A 17,633-nucleotide genomic window follows, 5' to 3' on the forward strand; every position below is an offset into this window, starting at 1 on the left:
ATAAAAGGTCTGTAAAATGTGAAAAATCGCATTTTACGGACCTTTTTTATTTAATAATTATTGAATTGTAATACCGTGAATTTCTTGCGCTAAGCGTTTTAAAGCATCTACAGTACGAACGCCAGGTGTGATTTCAGATAATTTTACACGAATGAAATGATTTTCCTTAATTGCTGTAATATCTTGCAATTGAGGATTAGATTTTAATTTAGCGATTTTTTGTTGGAAATCGTCATCATTACGGATAGAGTTACTATAATCAGCAATAATAATATAGTCTGGGTTTTGTGCGATTACTGTTTCCCAAGAGCCTTTAGCCCAAGTTTTATCCACACCGAGACCGCTCATAACATTATCAGCACCGATTAAACGAAGGATATTTGTAGTATAACCTTCAAATGCTGTGAACGGTTGACCATCCTCAGAATCATAGATAAATACGCGTTTTCTTGGGACATCTTTCAATTGTGCTTGTACCTTTGAAAGTGTGTCACGTTGAGAAGTAACCCATTCATTAGCTTTTGATTCTACACCAAAGATTTTTCCTAGCATAATCATGTCTTTAAAATTAGTTTCTAAATCGGCTTTAGTGGAAAGCATAGATTCTGGGATCCAAATATTAACATTATTTGCAATCATTTTGTCTGCAGGAATTGCGCGTTTACTGAACGAGTCAGGCCAACCTGTAGCGAAATCAGGTTTAACACTCATGAATACTTCGTAGGAAGGCCATTTATCAGACAAAACTTTCACTTTGTCGTACTCACCTTGTAAAGGTCCATAAATTTCTTCCTCTTTGAAGGCGGTACCGGCCATTTTGTCAGAAAGACCAAGTTGAAGCATCATTTCTGTGGTTGCTTGGGACATGGATACAGCATGTGTAGGAGGTGCACTTACGGAGAAGTTTGTAGTAGCACCATCAAATGTTTCGCTCCAGCTAGCGATTGCTTGTGCTGTTTGTGTGTTTTGTTGGGACGTAGTGCCACAGCCAGTGAAAGCTAGTGTTGTGCCTGCCACCAATAGTCCTAGAAGGGTAAAGCGTTTTACTTTGTTTAACATTATAATGTCCTTTCTGTAAAAACAGTACGTGAGGAAGTCCTCAACATAAGTAGATTAACTATATACCTGCATATAGCTATATATTTTTTAGCGTTAAACGCTATAAAATCTAATATTGAATACGATAAATACCGTCTTCTGTCTTTGTGGTAAAGGGAATTTCAAATACAGGTTCCAATAGCTCTGGTGTTAACACCTCTTGTGGAGAACCTGTTTTTACAATGCGTCCCTTATTCATTAATACGATATTATCACAATAGGTGGCTGCCAATTGAATGTCGTGAAGAACGACAATAACCGTTCCTTTGAATGTTTGCAATTCTTTCATTAAAGCCAACTTATATTTTAGGTCTAGATGGTTTGTAGGCTCATCTAGCAATAATATGGTAGGTTCCTGTGTTAGGGCTTTTGCAATAAATGCACGTTGTAATTCACCACCTGAAAGGTGTTGCACTTCTTCGTTTGCAAGATGTGAAATACCTATATGCTCCATATAGGATTCGGCAATGGCTACATCTCGCCTTGTATAGTTCCCAAAGCGTGTCTTATGAGGATAGCGCCCCATGAGAACTATATCTTTCACAAGAAAATCGTCAATCATAGCATTATGCATTTGAGATAAGATGGATACAAATTTTGCAAATCGTGACGAATCGATTGACTCTAACGGTTCATCATTAAGTGTGATGGTCCCCTTAGAATAGATTGATTTTGATAAGTGCTTTAACAATGTTGATTTCCCGCACCCATTAGGGCCAATGATGGCTGTGATTTTATTAGTGGGAAACTCTACCGATATATCATGTAATACGGATCGAGTAGGATAGTCAAAGCTTAAGTGATTAACTGTATACATAAATTTCCTTTGTCCTAGAAATAGGATTAACTAATCCTTGTATTGTACTTAGCCGATATTTTTATATCGTTTCATAATAATCCAGATAAATAATGGGGCCCCTAATAAAGAGGTAAGAACACCGATAGGGATTTCTTCTGGGCTATATAGTGCTCTAGATAGTACATCAGACCAAATCATGACGATGCTGCCTATGAGCATGCTAAATATCAAAGTATTTTTATGTTTAGGACCACCTGTAATACGGGCGAGGTGGGGGATAATAAGACCGATAAAACCAACGACACCTACCTTAGATACTAAGGTTGCAATCACTATGGATGATGTTATAACGATGGATAATTGTAATGTTTTAACTGAAAGTCCCATGTTGGCAGCCTCTTGGTTTCCGAGGAGTAAGACATCTAAATCTTGCTTATAAATGTAGATGAATAAACAAAATAGAGCGACAATGATGGCTGATAATGGTAAATCTTGCCATTGGATGCCCGCGAAACTACCTAATAACCAAAACATGGCACTTCGTACTTGTGCTTCATGTTTGGCACCATAAATAATCATCATTGTTAACGCTGAGAAAATGCCTGTCATACCCATGCCGATGAGGATAAGTTTTACGGGACTGTTACTTTTACCAACACATAATAAAACTAATATGATGGATAACATGGCACCAAAGGAGGCAAAGAAAGGCGTATTGTATGCTCCTAGTAACGGTAGACCTCCACAAATGATGGCGAATACTGCGCCTGTACTAGCTCCTGATGATACACCTAATACGTAAGGATCTGCTAGTGCATTGCGTGTTACCGTTTGCATTAAAAGACCTACTGCGGATAGGCCTATACCAGTCAAAATGGAATACATGAGCCGTGGCAACCGAATATCCCATAAGATAGTATCGGTCATGTGGGGAATAACTAGTGTTTGTCCTCCTAGATGTGATGATAAGCTGTTAAGCACATCTGTCAATGGGATAAAGGTGGATCCAAATTGAAGAGATGTGACGAGGGATACAATGAGTATTGCTCCTAAAATTAAAGCCTTAATAGTGTTTTGCATGATGCCTCAAAATGATACTTATAATTACATTAACTTATACTAATATTAGTATAGATAATGCTCGATGTAATTACAATAGAAGTACTGGTATAGGTATAGGTATAGGTATAGGTATAGGTATAGGTATAGGTATAGAGACAACTTTTAATATTTCCTGTAAACTCATAAAAATTCTGGTAGTAGTATATTTTATAAATGAAACTAAAAGTTATGGCTACTCATTCAAAATACATATGACTTAAAAGGCCTTATTACGCTTTGTGAGAAGCTCTTTTAATTGACTAAGTATAGAGACCTTTTTATAATAGTTATATTACTATACTATAGTTTGATAGTGGGTATATTAATTCCTAGCTAATAGTAGGAAATTAGAGTGGCTTTATAGTATGTTCTATAAAATGATATATCTTACCATATACAAGGAGATGTTACGATGAAGTTTAATACAAAATGTGTTCACGGTAGTGGCAAACCAGATAGTACAGGGGCAATCTCTCCAGCCATTTATATGTCCAGTACATTTACACATCCTGGTTTGGGTGAAACAACAGGATTTCAATATACACGTGAGTCTAACCCAACTCGTGATCGCCTTGAAACATTAATTGCAGGACTTGAAGAAGGTACTGATGCAATCGCTTTTTCTTCGGGGATGGCTGCTGTTGATGCAGTATTCCATTTGTTTTCCCCTGGAGACCATGTTATTTTAGGGGATGATTTGTATGGTGGATCCATTCGATTATTTACTAATATCTACGAAAAGAATGGTGTCGAATTTACCTATGTAGGTACATCTGATCTTGATGCTGTACAAGCAGCTTTTAAACCAAACACTAAAGCTGTGTACATTGAAACACCTACAAATCCGATGATGGAAATTACCGATGTACGTGCGTTGAGTAAAATGGCACATGACCGTAATGCACTTGTTATTGTAGATAATACATTTTTAAGCCCTTATTTCCAAAAACCATTACATCTTGGTGCAGATATTGTTGTCCATAGTGGGACTAAATTTATCGGTGGTCATCATGATGTAATTTCTGGATTTACCATTGTAAAAGATGATGAATTGGCAGCTCAATTGCGCCTTATTTATAAGACAGTAGGCGCGTGTTTATCTGCCTTTGATAGCTGGCTTGTCATTCGTGGCATCAAAACTTTGGCGCTCCGTATGGAACAGCATCAAAAGAATGCCATTGCTCTCGCAGAATGGTTGAAACAAGAACCGAAGGTAACAAAGGTATTATTCCCTGGACTTCCAGAACATCCAGGCTATGAAGTGAACAAATCTCAAACTACTGGCTTTGGCGGAATGTTGTCCTTTGAAGTAGATAGTGAAGAGACCGCTAAACAAGTGTTAGAAGGTATTCAATTGATTCAATTTGCTGAAAGTTTAGGCGGCACCGAATCCTTGTTGACATATCCTGTTACACAAACACATCCAGATTTAAAACCTGAAGATGCGGAACGCAAAGGGATTACACGTCGCTTGTTGCGCTTGTCTGTTGGCATTGAAGACACAGATGATTTGATTGCTGATTTAGCACAAGCTTTCAATAAATAAAAGGAGGCTATTATGGGCCGATATAATTTTGACAAAATCGTAGATCGCAAACATACAAAGTCTCTAAAATATGATTTTGCTGTACAACGTGGTAAACCTGCTGATGTATTACCATTTTGGGTAGCGGATATGGACTTTGAAATTCCTAGTGAATTAAAGCAAGTCTTGTTAGATCGCGTTAATCATGGTATTTTTGGATATACGGAATCTGATGATGCATATTTCAATGTACTAAAAGAATGGTTCGCTAGCCGTTTTAATTGGAATATAGATAAAAAATGGCTTGTAAAAACTCCGGGCGTTGTATTTGCGCTTGCTATGGCAGTGCGTGCTTTCACAAAGGAAGGGGAAGGCGTACTCATTAATCAACCTGTATATTATCCATTCAGCATGGTCATCGATGATAATGATCGTAATTTGATTAACGTTCCTTTGATTCAAGGGGCAGATACATATATAATCGATTTTGAAGGCGTAGAACGCGCTATTGTTGAGCATAATATAACATTATTCTTGCTTTGTAATCCGCATAACCCTGTGGGCCGCGTGTGGACCGAAGATGAGTTAAAACGTCTTGGTGATATTTGTATTAAACATAATGTTATTATTATTAGCGATGAAATTCACGCGGATTTCGTATGGGATGGTCACAAGCATACTGTTTTTGCTGATCTTGGTGAAAGCTATGCAGAGCATTGCATCGTTTGTACAGCCCCTAGTAAGTCCTTTAATATTGCAGGCTTACAAGTATCTAATATTTTCATCCCTAATGATTCCTTGCGTCGTAGATTCGTCAAAGAAATCGACCGTGCAGGCTATAGTCAATTGAACACGATGGGACTTGTAGGTTGCCAAGGCGCTTATGAAGTGGGTGGACCATGGCTTGATGAATTAAAGGGATACATTCAAGGGAATATTCAATATACCCTTGATTATTTTAAGGAATATTTGCCAAAGCTTCACATGTATCGACCTGAGGGTACGTATCTCATGTGGTTTGATTGCTCTGAACTGCCATTGACACCAGAAGAACGTGAACGGTGGCTACTTAATGATGCAAAGCTATGGCTGGATAGTGGTTCCATGTTTGGTAAAGATGGTGAAAAGTTTGAACGCATCAATGTTGCCTGCCCTCGTGCAACATTGACAGAAGGTTTAGAGGCATTGCGTCGCGCTTATGTCGCTAAAGGGTTTTAGGAGGTTTCACAATGCCGATTAAAGTTATTAAGAATTTACCGGCTATAACAAAGTTAGCACAAGAGAATATCTTTGTAATGGATACGGAACGAGCGGAAACACAACAAATTCGTCCGCTTCATATTTTGCTTATCAATTTGATGCCTACAAAAGAGGTTACGGAAACACAAATCCTTCGCGCTCTTAGTAATAGCCCATTGCAAGTAAACTTAACTTTATTGCATACAGCATCTCGAAAATCTAAGAATGTAGATGAAGAATATTTAGAGACTTTTTACCGTACCTTTGACGAAGTTAAAGATGAGTGTTTTGATGGCTTGATTATTACCGGTGCTCCTGTAGAACTGATGCCTTTTGAAGAGGTTGACTATTGGGATGAGCTTGTAGAAATTATGGATTGGAGTGAAGAACACGTATGCTCCACGTTCTATATTTGTTGGGGCGCACAGGCTGGCCTGTACCATCATTTCGGCATTAATAAACAAATTATGGATACTAAATTGTTCGGCGTTTATGAACATGATATCTATAACGACCAACCGGTTCTCTTACGAGGTTTTGATGAAAAGTTCTGGATGCCGCACTCCCGCCATACTACAGTTTCATTAGAGCAAATTAAAGCACATAGGGAATTAGAATTGTTAGCTGGTTCTGAACCAACTGGGGCTGCCATCGTACGAAGCTTAGATAACAAACACATCTTTGTTTTTGGTCACTCCGAGTACGATTGGGATACACTCAATCGCGAATATGTACGAGATCTTGCTAAAGGTGAAGACATTGCGGTACCAGAAAACTATTTCCCTGATGATGATCCAAAACAAAAACCAATCGTAAGATGGCGTTCCGTAAGCACATTGCTATTTACGAATTGGTTGAACTATTACGTATATCAAGAAACACCATATATTATTGAACAAATTCAGAAAATGAAGTTTGAACGAGATAAAAATTTTGGTGCTTATATTTAAATGCAGAGTATGTAAGTGAACCGAATGTGTTCCCAAAGACTCCACCGGCCGGGTCTGACTCCGGCCTACGGCCTACGCAGGGCCAAAGTCGTCTTTGGGAACGCATTCGGTTCTTTCCATATCAGCTATAATTTTAAGGTGCACCCAAATTTTAGTAGAGCCCGAAGTCGTTTTGATGTCCCACAGGTTCTTTATATCAATATTATATTCAAAGGGCGCCAAAATTTTGGCCATAGCTTATAGTTATGGAGAATGTATTATAAAAAGTGGTAGACATATTTTTTAATACATAGTAATATAATAGGCATAAGAAATGAAGTTTATTCCTTTAGATGAATGGGAGTTGAATTTAATGAGCAAACAATATAAATTTGAAACATTACAATTACATGCAGGTCATACCGTGGATCCAACAGGTTCCCGTGCAGTACCTATTTACCAAACGACATCTTACGTATTTAAAGATGCAGAGGAAGCAGCTGGCCGTTTTGCTTTGACTAATCCTGGTGGTATTTATACTCGTCTTAACAATCCTACCACTGACGTATTGGATGCTCGTGTAGCTCAACTTGAAGGTGGTGCTGGTGGTATTGCTGTAGCATCTGGTTCTGCAGCGATTACATACTCCATTTTGAATGTAGCAAGCGCAGGTGATAATATCGTTGCTGCATCTACATTGTATGGTGGTACATATAACTTATTCACTGCTACATTGCCTCGTTTTGGTATCGAAACTAAATTCGTTAATCCTGACAATTTGGAAGAGTTTGAAGCAGCTATTGATGACAACACAAAAGCTGTATATATCGAAACTATCGGTAACCCTGGCATTAACCTTATCGATGTTCAAGCAGTAGCTGATATTGCACATAAACATAATATTATCTTAATCGTAGATAATACATTCGCATCCCCATACTTGTTCCGTCCATTAGAACATGGTGCAGACGTAGTCGTTCACTCTGCTACTAAATATCTTGGTGGTCATGGTACAACATTGGCTGGTGTAGTTGTAGAATCTGGTAAATTTGACTATAAAGCATCTGGTAAATATCCTAGCTTTGCTGAAGGGGACGAACACTACAACGGTCTAGTATATGGTGACTTACCAATTCCTTTCACAGTAAAAATTCGTGCTCAATTGCTTCGCGATACAGGCGCATGCATTACGCCTTTAGCAGCATGGCAAATCTTGCAAGGTATCGAAACATTGTCCTTGCGTGTAGAACGTCACGTAGAAAATGCTCGTAAAGTAGTTGATTTCTTGAGCAAACATCCTAAAGTTGCTTGGGTTAACTATCCAGAACTTGCAGATAGTAAATATAAACCATTAGCTGATAAATACTTCCCTAAAGGGGTTGGTGCAGTATTCACATTCGGCGTAAAAGGCGGCAAAGAAGCAGGCATTAAATTGGTTGATGCATTGCAAATCTTCTCTAACCTTGCTAATGTGGCGGATGCTAAATCTCTTGTTATTCACCCTGCATCCACAACACATGCACAACTTAATGAAGAACAACAAAAATCTGCTGGCGTAACACCAGATATGATCCGCTTGTCTGTTGGTCTTGAAAATATTGATGATATTATCGATGATCTTTCTCAAGCATTGGATAAAGCTTAATCTTAACTTCTAAACTCCTTAAAGCATAACTCCAAAAACCTATAGAACATAAAAAGAAAACCTTGTAATAAGAGGCTGTACCAAGATGTCGTGACATAATTTGGTACAGCCTTTTTGTCCTATAACCCAAAGAAAAAGACCTTGAATTCAACGATTCAAGGTCTTTTAATATGTGTATATGTGTGTTTAAAAGGGTTTGTTTTATGTGTGTATAGTTTTTATGAGTGTTTAGTTTTATGAGTGTGTTAAGAAATTGGAGAGATATATTATATAGTGGTTAGGTGTATCTATATAATATATGGGTTATGCTTAGTATTTTGTATTTTTTACTTTAGCACTGAGAACTTTACCGGAAATAGCATCGATCTTAACGTCTGCTTTTTTGTCGCCGCCGTTAGTCATGTCTAGTTTGTAGACAAGTTTGTTGCCGTCCATTTCCAATTCCCATTCCATTGTTTGGAAATCGCTGCCTACGCGTTCGATAGCTCTTGTTTCAGCAGATTCTGGTGTGATGGAGTTTTGTGGATTAAAGCTGTGAGATTTCTTTAATTTGTTCCATGCACTAATGGATTTTGCTTGATTGGAAACAACTTGACCTGTTGCTTCATCGATTTTCATTTCCACTTTTTGTGTCTTAGTATATGCTTCTACTTCGTAAGTTGGATGATGTTTTGCATCATAGGAGATAGAAGTTACCATTGCATCTGGATAGTAGCGATGTAATGTAGTAACAGCGCCTACGTAGTCGATTTCGCTACTTTGCATTGGAGATGCTACGCTACCAACACCATTCCAGGAACTAGGAGCTGGGTAAGCAGGAGCTGCAGATGCTACGCCTGCAATCAATACAGTACTTACGCCAAGAGCACATAATACTTTAGACAAATTATTTACTTTTTTCATGTTAATTACCTCCATAAAAGGATTTTGCTCAAAAGCAATTGTGCAAGTAGATTTTACTCAATCTACTTATACATAATTTAATATCATAAAATGAATATAAAATGAAAAACTAAAACTATATACTTATTTTTAGGTATATACATAATATATTCGACATACATTATGTATATCCTCTTTTTTTATTTGCATATTTTGCATAATGTAAACTTAATATAAGTATATATGGTTGACATAAATAAAATGGAATGGTTTAATAACCTTGAATAGATATGTAGTTTGTTTAGATAGGTTTCTTTTATTCTATTAATGGAGGTATACCATGAGTTCCATTTCCAATCGACGTCTCAGCACAAGAGAGTTGACAATGACAGCCTTATTTGTAACATTAATTACAGCTGGTGCATTTATTCGTGTGCCACTTCCAAACTGTCCATTTACACTGCAGATTTTATTTACTACACTGGCTGGTATTATATTAGGCAGCCGCCTCGGTGCCATTAGTGTAGGGATCTATATTATATTGGGACTTATCGGTGTACCTGTGTTTACATCTGGCGGCGGGCCAGGCTATGTATTGCAACCTACATTCGGCTATTTGATTGGATTTATGGTTGGCGCTTATGTAGTGGGTCGCTTTAGCGAGCTTTCACCAACACATTCTGTTAAAACATTGCTCATTGGTGCTATTATCAATCTGCTTATTGTATATGGTTTTGGCATGATCTATTTATATATGATAATGAATGTATATTTAGGGACACCTATTGGTTGGTGGGCTGTTATCTGGTCTTGTTTCTTGATTCCTGTTGGGCCTGACGTATTTTTATGTGCTGTAGCTGCTGTGATGGGGAAACGTATTATAGGCCATTTGCGATAATATATACAAAATAGTAATAGAGGGCTATCACATTTGTGGTAGCCCTTTTACTATGCTATGGATATACATATCCTAAAATTTCTTGTGCATCTTTTGTTTTGTTGATTTCTATGTATGGTTGCTTGCGCCCGTGAAAGTCTCGTGTTGATACAGTGCCTTCTATGGTTACCCATTGTTTATTGCTATAAGAATCTCCATCATTCTTATGCATTGTTAGACCAATAGGGGAGACGTCTGCAATACAGCAAGCCATGGCCATACGTGAAAGTGTAAACTCATTGGATTTTAATGTATTGTCTTCTCGGTTAACATAACCTGTCATATAGATTTTGTACCCTACATATTCCTCTGGTTTAGAACCGAGTGCAACGATGGTGCGATAATAGTTATCCGAGTTTAATACGATTTCCTTTTTAGATTTTGAAATGCCAGGATCTTTGGCCTCATTATTGATTGTAATAACTTCGCCAATATCGTCTTGAGAAAAATTAAAATCATTAGTATCTTCTGTGGCGGCTGTATTTCCAGTTACTTGTACAGAATTAGGCGATAAAATTGGTGGAACCACAAATAACACAAGAGGAAGTATGATTGGTGTAATAGAGCGCCAATTATGTTTATATTGTTTATTTGGGGACCAAAGGATTGAAATAATGCCTCCCAATAACAGTGCTATACCTGCTAAGAGTAAAAATAATTCATATCGAGGAGCCACATATAATTTATATTGGCCCGTAATGAGTAGATATAAAAAACTAATACCTAATGCCGTATATAGCAGACCCTTGATGACACTGAGTATATCTTTGTTTCGTAGTTCTGATAACATAGTCTGTTCTCCTTATACATTAAATAAAAATTGAAATAGCAATGTCATGATATACGTAATAATACTTATAGTAATAACTAAGCGAAGTATAAATGATGTTGAGATATACTGACGTAACATATATACGTTTTTGATGTCAATCATAGGACCTAACCATAGGAAACCAAGAACTGCTGATATAGGAAATAAATTGCTTAACGAACGGCCTATAATGGCATCTGATGTAGAACATAGGGAGAAGAGGAAAGCTAAAGCTAGTAATAATGCATTAGCAATAGGTGTGGCTACATCGAGTGAACCAGAGAAGAAGGTAGGTTTTATCCATACTTGGAATAGGGCTAATGTGAAAGCTGCTGCAGAGAAGTAAATAAGTAATTGACTGAATTCACGCTCTACGTGCAATAGAAAGATTTTCTTTTTATTGTCTTCTTGATTTGGTGAATCATACTGATAATCTTTTGGCTGAGGTAAATTGTTAGTGATGGTAGATAATTTGTGTGGTTTCCATTTAAATGTGAGGGCCACCATACATGCGATTAATATACCACCAATTATGCGAGCTAGTATTATTTGTGGCGTATCTGGAAATGCATAATAGGTTGCTAATAATGCGATGGGGTTCATAATAGGACTTGCGAGCATAAACAATAATCCTATATGTTGAGGGATACCACGCTTTAATAATGCATTAAACATAGGAATAGTAGCACAATCGCAGATAGGTAATACAAGACCGCTACCAATGGCGATGCCATAGCTTTTAATAGAGTCTGCTTTCAGATAACGCATTAGCCAACGATCCGGTACCAATAGTGTGATAGCAGAAGAAATGATGGTTCCTAACAATAAAAACGGTATCCCTTCAAAAATGATGCCTGATGCAATGGCCAAAACTTGATGGATGGAATAGGAAATGCTATGACGGAATACAGTGACCAGTAATATATATAATGTCAATATAGCCACAATACCGTACAACGACCATGGCCATATCGGTTTAGTTAGTTTATTGTGGATGTCTTTTGTAGTGGGATTGACTAATATGGAACATTCCGGATTGTAGGATTGTAAGAGTTTCTTTACTGCTTTGGTTTGTGTCGTATCATTCGCATATAACATAATATAATCGGCGCTGTATAGTTGCGATACAACTCTATCCCCCAGTGCCTGTATCATAGATGTTATACTGTTGCTGTTTGCTGTGTAGATGACGCGTTCTAGATGACAGAATTCTTTTAGAATTGAATTGAAGAAGATGAGTTCTAACTGTTGAAATGAAAACATGCCATTCCATTCAACCCATATTTCTTTCGGCGTTGTCGTAGAAAGATAATCCTGTATCTGTTGTACTACATGATGTAGATTTTCTTCTATATCATCTGGCTCAATCGATAAAGGCTTTTTTATAAACTCTGTATTACCTGTTTCAAAGCTGATAATTTCTGTAGAGCCAAGTTTCTTTCGTTCTCGTAGCTCTACATTGATTAGGGAGGTTTTACCAGAGCCTAATAAGCCCATTACGATATATACAGGAATCATGATGCACTACACACTTTCTCCTGTATGGATGAAATGTCTATATCGGTGCCAATAACAACTAGGTGGTAGTCCTTTAAGTGCGTATCTGTAAGAGAACAGGATTGGAGGGTGTATTGTAATTCCATAGGTCCTGAAGTGGTAGGAACGATACCTTTAACACGTAGTACTGTAGACGGTAATTTATTACAAAAATCAATCCATTGCGTATGAGTGAGGGTTTGTAGATTATGGAATGTATAGCTCACAAAAGGTTGGTGCTCATGATGGTGGCCGTCATGGCCATGATGACTGTGATTGTTGTGGTGAGCACCGTTGTAATCCTCACTGTCGTTACATGTATGGCAACTGCAGGTTTCGGAATCATGTTCATGTGCCTTATGAGTATTAGATTTTAGTTGGTGTATATCCTGTTGAAGTGCATCTACATCGGTATAAATTGGTGTATGTGGTGCTAATTCAACGATGAGTTGTTTTGCTTTTTCAACCTGTTTTTCATCCTCTATGTGAGTAAGTAGAATAGCATAACAGTGTTTTATTTGGTCTTTAAAGAAGGGACCAAAGTTCTTAATTGCCATAGGTGCCTGCATAGCATCTACGATTGTAATAATCATGCTGATATAGGCTTTACTGGTGATATCGTCATCGTCACAAGTATATAAAATTTCACTTAATTTGCTCACCCCAGATGGCTCTATATAGATTTGATCGATATCTTGCGTAGATAGAATATCGATTAAGGCATTTTTAAAGTTGCCTTGGAGACTGCAGCAAATACAACCGGATGTTACTTCACGTACAGTTGCGCCCGATGTGGATAATTGCTTTGCATCGAGACTGGTTTCACCAAAATCATTTTCTATAATTAATATACGTTCATTGGTGTTACGACCGTTTAATATATGTTGTAGATACGTTGTTTTTCCGGCTCCTAAGAATCCGGATATGATCGTAATTGGTATCATAATACGCCTCCCTTGTAAATGTAAACATAGTATACTACTCTTACATAACATATAAAAATACCCATAAGGGTATGAACAATAGTTTACAAAGTTAAGTAATAAGCGATTTATAAGAAAAATTGATAATATTATACTAATATGAGTATATGTGAACATGTTTATATATTTATGCCGTTGATTTTACAAAAAAAGCGTATGCCTCATAGGATATATATGAGTACATACGCTTATTTGAATAAATATTATTTTGTAAAATTTTGAAAAATTATTGTAATTTTTCTAGTAATGCTTTAAGGAATACATATACATGTTCTACAGAAGGTAGATGTACGCGTTCCATATTTGTATGTGGGCTAATGATTGTTGGACCAAAGCTGATCATTTCAGTATTTGGTAAAACATTCTTTAATAAGCCACATTCTAGGCCTGCATGGACTGCATTCACGCGGGCAGCGGTGTCGGACATGGTATTGTAAAGTGCGATAACTTGTTCTTCTAGTTTAGAGCCTTTATCGTATTCCCATGCAGGATAACCACCGCTGCGGGTAGCAGAAACGCCTAATGTATCAGCAAGGAGTAATAATTTTTTAGTTAAGTATTCTAAGCTGTTTTTATTAGAACTACGAACTGATACGAGGATGTCTATCGTATGTGTGCCTTCAGAAACAATAGCGAGATTATCTGATGTTTCTACAAGCCCTTCGATGGTTTGGCTCATAGAGTGAACTCCATCTTCTGCAAGATAGAGGTAGGAAATTAAGGCTTCTGCCGTATCATCAGCATACACTGTTGCCGGTGTAGGAATTTCTTCCACTACGAATGTTAAATCAGGATCTTTGATCGCAAATTCATGTTTGTATTCTTTTTCGTAGAATTTGATAAGGGTCTTAATCGCTTCTATATCCTCGTTGCGTACAGACATGGTTGCAACCGCTTTAGATGGAATCGCATTATGTTTAACACCACCTACAAAAGAAGCTAGATTAAAGGAATATTGTTTTTCTAAATCATAAAGAACGCGAGCAAGTACTTGGTTTGCATTAGCTCGTTGTTCGATGATTTCGATACCGGAATGACCACCCTTTAAACCTTTTACTGTTAATGAAAGCCCTGCATCATAACCAGGTAGATTATTTTCGCGCAATAGTGGGATGGATACATTAACGTGGCAGCCGCCAGCGCAGCTCACGCAGAACTCATGTTCCACTTCAGTGTCTAAGTTGATTAGATAGTCACCTGTTACTTGACCTTCTTTTACCGCTGCAGCACCATCCATACCTGTTTCTTCGTTAGTTGTGAACAATACTTGTAGTGGACCATGTTGTTGGTTCTTATCTTCTAGGACTGCTAAAATCATAGCGCCGCCCATGCCATTATCTGCACCCAATGTAGTGTCATCGGCGTGCATCCATTCACCTTCGATGATGTTGGCGATTGGATCTTTTGTAAAATCATGGCTGGAATCATGACCTTTTACGCATACCATATCGATATGACCTTGAAGGATGACGGCTGGACGATTTTCATAGCCTGGTGTAGCTGGTTTTTTGATGACTACATTCCATTCGCTATCTTGTGTAGCTTCGAGACCTAAATTGTGAGCAAAATTGACAATGTAATCGCTAATGCCCTTTTCATTGCCAGATCCACGTGGGATTTGGCTCATTTCCTTAAATATTTCTAATACGCGTTTTGCTTGAACGATTGCGTCCATTTGGCACCTCTCATTCTGAAAATATATCCCATATAATTCTAATTATCTTAGTTGCTATGAGATTATTCATGTTTATTCATTAGTTAATAAGTAATTATTATCTATAATATAGTTATATCACATGTACTATGAATAGAAAAGACGATGTATATAGTTTATAATAGTATCATGCGTAATGTATAACGAACGCGCTGTATTATATACCTTTTATTTATATAGGATGGTGAAAGTATGCAACATGAACGTCGCAACATTAGTATGCTTATGGATCTCTATGAGATGACCATGGCTCATGGGTACTTTACGAAACAAGACAATACAGACCGCGTTGCCTTCGACGTATTTTACCGTCGCAATCCGGACAAAGGTGGATTTGCTATCTTTGGCGGATTGGAACAAGTTTTAGAATACATTTTGAATCTTCATTTCGATGAGGAGGATATGGCGTATTTTAAATCATTGCATTTATTTAGTGATGAATTTTTAGAGTATTTGCGCAACTTCAAATTTACCGGTGATGTATATGCCTTCAAAGAAGGTACCATCATATATCCTAATGAGCCGATTATGACCATCGTAGCACCTCTTATCGACGCACAAATTGTGGAAACAGCAGTGCTTACCATGATTAATCATCAATCGCTTATTGCTACAAAGGCGAACCGCATCGTGCGCGCCGCCGATGGGCGCATTGTATCCGATTTTGGGGCTCGTCGCGCTCACAATGTAGATGCTGCTGTATATGGTGCGCGGGCGGCTTTCATAGGCGGTGTCAATGGGACTGCCACAGTTCTGGCGGGACAACAATTTGGGATTCCTGTAAATGGTACCATGGCACATAGTTGGGTTATGTACCACGATTCTGAATATGAAGCATTCAAGTCCTATGCTGAAGTGTATCCGGACAGCGCTGTGTTCTTGGTGGATACCTATAATGTATTAGAATCGGGTGTACCAAATGCCATTAAGGTTGCCAAGGATATTTTGGAACCGAATGGTCATCGATTAAAAGGCATCCGCCTCGATTCTGGTGACTTAGCATATTTAGCTAAGCAAGCGCGTCGTATGCTCGATGATGCGGGGATGAACGATTGCAAGATCATGGCATCTAATAGCCTTGATGAATATACGATTTCATCCTTATTAAATCAAGGTGGCCCTATTGATATCTTTGGTGTAGGGGAACGATTGATTACGTCGAAAACGGATCCTGTATTCGGTGCTGTATACAAGATTGCAGGCGTTGAAAAAGGTGGCGTATGGGAACCGCGCATTAAGATTTCTGAGTCTGTGGAAAAGATTACCAATCCTGGATTGAAACAGGTATATCGCGTTTATAATGAAGATGGTCGCGCTATTGCTGAATTATTGACATTACCTGGCGAAGTGCCATCCACAGACAAACCATATCGTTATATCGATCCAGAAAAGCCGTGGAGAGAATTGTATTATGAAAACTGTACATTTAAAAATATGCAGGAATTCATGATTAAAGGGGGCAAGCAAATCGTACCATCCCCAACATTGGAATCGATACGCGCCTATGTACAAGAACAATTAACTCATGAGATTTGGCCGGAAGAACAACGCTTTGAAAATCCACATCGTCACTATTTAGATATGAGCCCTGACTATTACCATATGAAGATGGACTTATTGAATCGTATTGGTCGTAAAAAATAGGAGGGCCTATGCTTACACATCCAGAACGAACAAAAGAGGAATTAGTGGCGTGGATTCGGGACTATTTTGAACAAAATGGACCTGCATGTTCCGCTGTAGTCGGCATTTCGGGCGGTAAGGATTCTAGCGTAGTAGCCGCTCTTTGTAAGGAGGCGCTTGGTGCAGAACGCGTTGTAGGCGTCCTTATGCCAAATGATGTACAATCCGATATAGATGATGCAAAAGAGGTGGTAGCGCATCTTGGTATCCCCTATATGATTGTGAATATTGGTAATGCCTATCGTGCATTAACGGAGGCCATTGTACAAGGAGAGGGCTTTTTCAATGTAACGGGCCGTACAGATTTAGCGAGAGATGCAGAAATTAATACCCCACCTCGTTTGCGGATGGCCACATTATATGCGGTAGGTCAAAATCTACCACATGGTGCACGTGTTGCTAATACCTGTAATGGCTCTGAAGACTATGTGGGCTACTCTACCAAGTTTGGCGATGCAGCAGGTGACTTTAGTCCATTGGCGAATCTCGTGGTTGAAGAGGTGCGTCAAATTGGACGCCTTTTGGATATTCCGCGTCATTTAGTAGACAAAACGCCTAGTGATGGGCTCAGTGGTCAATCTGATGAGGATAAACTAGGATTTACCTATGCCGTTCTTGATCGATATATTCGAACCGGAGAAATTGAAGATATACAAACGAAGGAGCGCATTGATTATCTACAACGAATTAATCGGCATAAACTTGAATTAATGCCTTCCTTTAAACCTTCTACATTATGATACCTATAGGA

General features: G+C 38.2%; 15 protein-coding genes. 7 read left to right on the plus strand and 8 right to left on the minus strand.

All coding sequences use genetic code 11. The features are described 5' to 3' along the window. Positions 1-57 precede the first annotated feature (57 nt). The 3 genes from VAHSUH02_RS00160 to VAHSUH02_RS00170 all read right to left on the minus strand — a co-directional run bounded on the left by VAHSUH02_RS00160 (position 58) and on the right by VAHSUH02_RS00170 (position 2,977). Positions 58-1,059, minus strand: a complete 1,002-nt coding sequence (locus VAHSUH02_RS00160) for an ABC transporter substrate-binding protein (protein WP_005382027.1) — start codon at positions 1,057-1,059, stop codon at positions 58-60. A 109-nt stretch (positions 1,060-1,168) separates the two neighbouring features. Further along, positions 1,169-1,915, minus strand: coding sequence for an ABC transporter ATP-binding protein (locus tag VAHSUH02_RS00165; RefSeq protein ID WP_005381608.1), 747 nt, complete (start codon positions 1,913-1,915; stop codon positions 1,169-1,171). A gap of 48 nt (positions 1,916-1,963) precedes the next feature. After that, positions 1,964-2,977, minus strand: coding sequence for a FecCD family ABC transporter permease (locus VAHSUH02_RS00170; RefSeq protein ID WP_005382046.1), 1,014 nt, complete (start codon positions 2,975-2,977; stop codon positions 1,964-1,966). Positions 2,978-3,410: 433 nt separating this feature from the next. Here VAHSUH02_RS00170 and VAHSUH02_RS00180 point away from each other — a divergent pair, with 433 nt between their 5' ends. The 4 genes from VAHSUH02_RS00180 (at position 3,411) to VAHSUH02_RS00195 (ending at position 8,336) form a co-directional block, all read left to right on the plus strand. After that, positions 3,411-4,544 carry a trans-sulfuration enzyme family protein gene (locus VAHSUH02_RS00180; protein WP_005382050.1) on the plus strand — a complete coding sequence of 378 codons (1,134 nt, stop codon included), beginning with the start codon at positions 3,411-3,413 and terminating at the stop codon, positions 4,542-4,544. Between the two features lie 12 nt (positions 4,545-4,556). Continuing rightward, positions 4,557-5,741 carry a MalY/PatB family protein gene (locus VAHSUH02_RS00185; RefSeq protein WP_005382052.1) on the plus strand — a complete coding sequence of 395 codons (1,185 nt, stop codon included), beginning with the start codon at positions 4,557-4,559 and terminating at the stop codon, positions 5,739-5,741. Positions 5,742-5,752: 11 nt separating this feature from the next. After that, positions 5,753-6,712, plus strand: a complete 960-nt coding sequence (gene metA, locus VAHSUH02_RS00190; protein WP_005381637.1) for a homoserine O-acetyltransferase MetA — start codon at positions 5,753-5,755, stop codon at positions 6,710-6,712. Positions 6,713-7,064: 352 nt separating this feature from the next. Next, complete coding sequence (locus VAHSUH02_RS00195) at positions 7,065-8,336, plus strand: O-acetylhomoserine aminocarboxypropyltransferase/cysteine synthase family protein (RefSeq protein ID WP_038148408.1); 1,272 nt, start codon at positions 7,065-7,067, stop codon at positions 8,334-8,336. Positions 8,337-8,645: 309 nt separating this feature from the next. Here VAHSUH02_RS00195 and VAHSUH02_RS00200 read toward each other — a convergent pair whose 3' ends face one another. Then, positions 8,646-9,239: a PepSY domain-containing protein gene (locus VAHSUH02_RS00200; protein WP_038148409.1), complete on the minus strand. Its 594-nt coding sequence runs from the start codon at positions 9,237-9,239 to the stop codon at positions 8,646-8,648. Positions 9,240-9,558: 319 nt separating this feature from the next. Between VAHSUH02_RS00200 and VAHSUH02_RS00205 the strand changes: the two genes are divergently transcribed. Beyond that, the gene (locus VAHSUH02_RS00205) at positions 9,559-10,116 is read left to right on the plus strand and encodes a biotin transporter BioY (RefSeq protein WP_005375383.1); all 558 of its coding nucleotides are present in this window, start codon (positions 9,559-9,561) and stop codon (positions 10,114-10,116) included. Positions 10,117-10,171: 55 nt separating this feature from the next. Here the strand turns inward: VAHSUH02_RS00205 and VAHSUH02_RS00210 are convergent, their stop codons facing one another. The 4 genes from VAHSUH02_RS00210 to VAHSUH02_RS00225 form a co-directional block, all read right to left on the minus strand. After that, positions 10,172-10,945: a TIGR03943 family putative permease subunit gene (locus VAHSUH02_RS00210; protein WP_005382061.1), complete on the minus strand. Its 774-nt coding sequence runs from the start codon at positions 10,943-10,945 to the stop codon at positions 10,172-10,174. A 12-nt stretch (positions 10,946-10,957) separates the two neighbouring features. After that, positions 10,958-12,484: a permease gene (locus VAHSUH02_RS00215; protein ID WP_005382063.1), complete on the minus strand. Its 1,527-nt coding sequence runs from the start codon at positions 12,482-12,484 to the stop codon at positions 10,958-10,960. Next, on the minus strand, positions 12,481-13,446 hold the full coding sequence (locus VAHSUH02_RS00220; RefSeq protein WP_005382066.1) for a CobW family GTP-binding protein: 966 nt from the start codon (positions 13,444-13,446) through the stop codon (positions 12,481-12,483). The genes VAHSUH02_RS00215 and VAHSUH02_RS00220 overlap by 4 nt, the downstream gene beginning before the upstream one ends. A 265-nt stretch (positions 13,447-13,711) precedes the next feature. After that, positions 13,712-15,160, minus strand: a complete 1,449-nt coding sequence (locus VAHSUH02_RS00225; protein WP_005382074.1) for an aminoacyl-histidine dipeptidase — start codon at positions 15,158-15,160, stop codon at positions 13,712-13,714. A 231-nt stretch (positions 15,161-15,391) separates the two neighbouring features. Here VAHSUH02_RS00225 and VAHSUH02_RS00230 point away from each other — a divergent pair, with 231 nt between their 5' ends. Beyond that, positions 15,392-16,843, plus strand: coding sequence for a nicotinate phosphoribosyltransferase (locus VAHSUH02_RS00230; RefSeq protein ID WP_005382079.1), 1,452 nt, complete (start codon positions 15,392-15,394; stop codon positions 16,841-16,843). 8 nt (positions 16,844-16,851) lie between these two features. Beyond that, on the plus strand, positions 16,852-17,622 hold the full coding sequence (nadE, locus tag VAHSUH02_RS00235; RefSeq protein ID WP_005382080.1) for an NAD(+) synthase: 771 nt from the start codon (positions 16,852-16,854) through the stop codon (positions 17,620-17,622). Positions 17,623-17,633: the final 11 nt, after the last annotated feature.

This window comes from Veillonella atypica KON (assembly GCF_002959915.1).
GTDB classification, from domain to species: Bacteria; Bacillota; Negativicutes; order Veillonellales; family Veillonellaceae; genus Veillonella; species Veillonella atypica.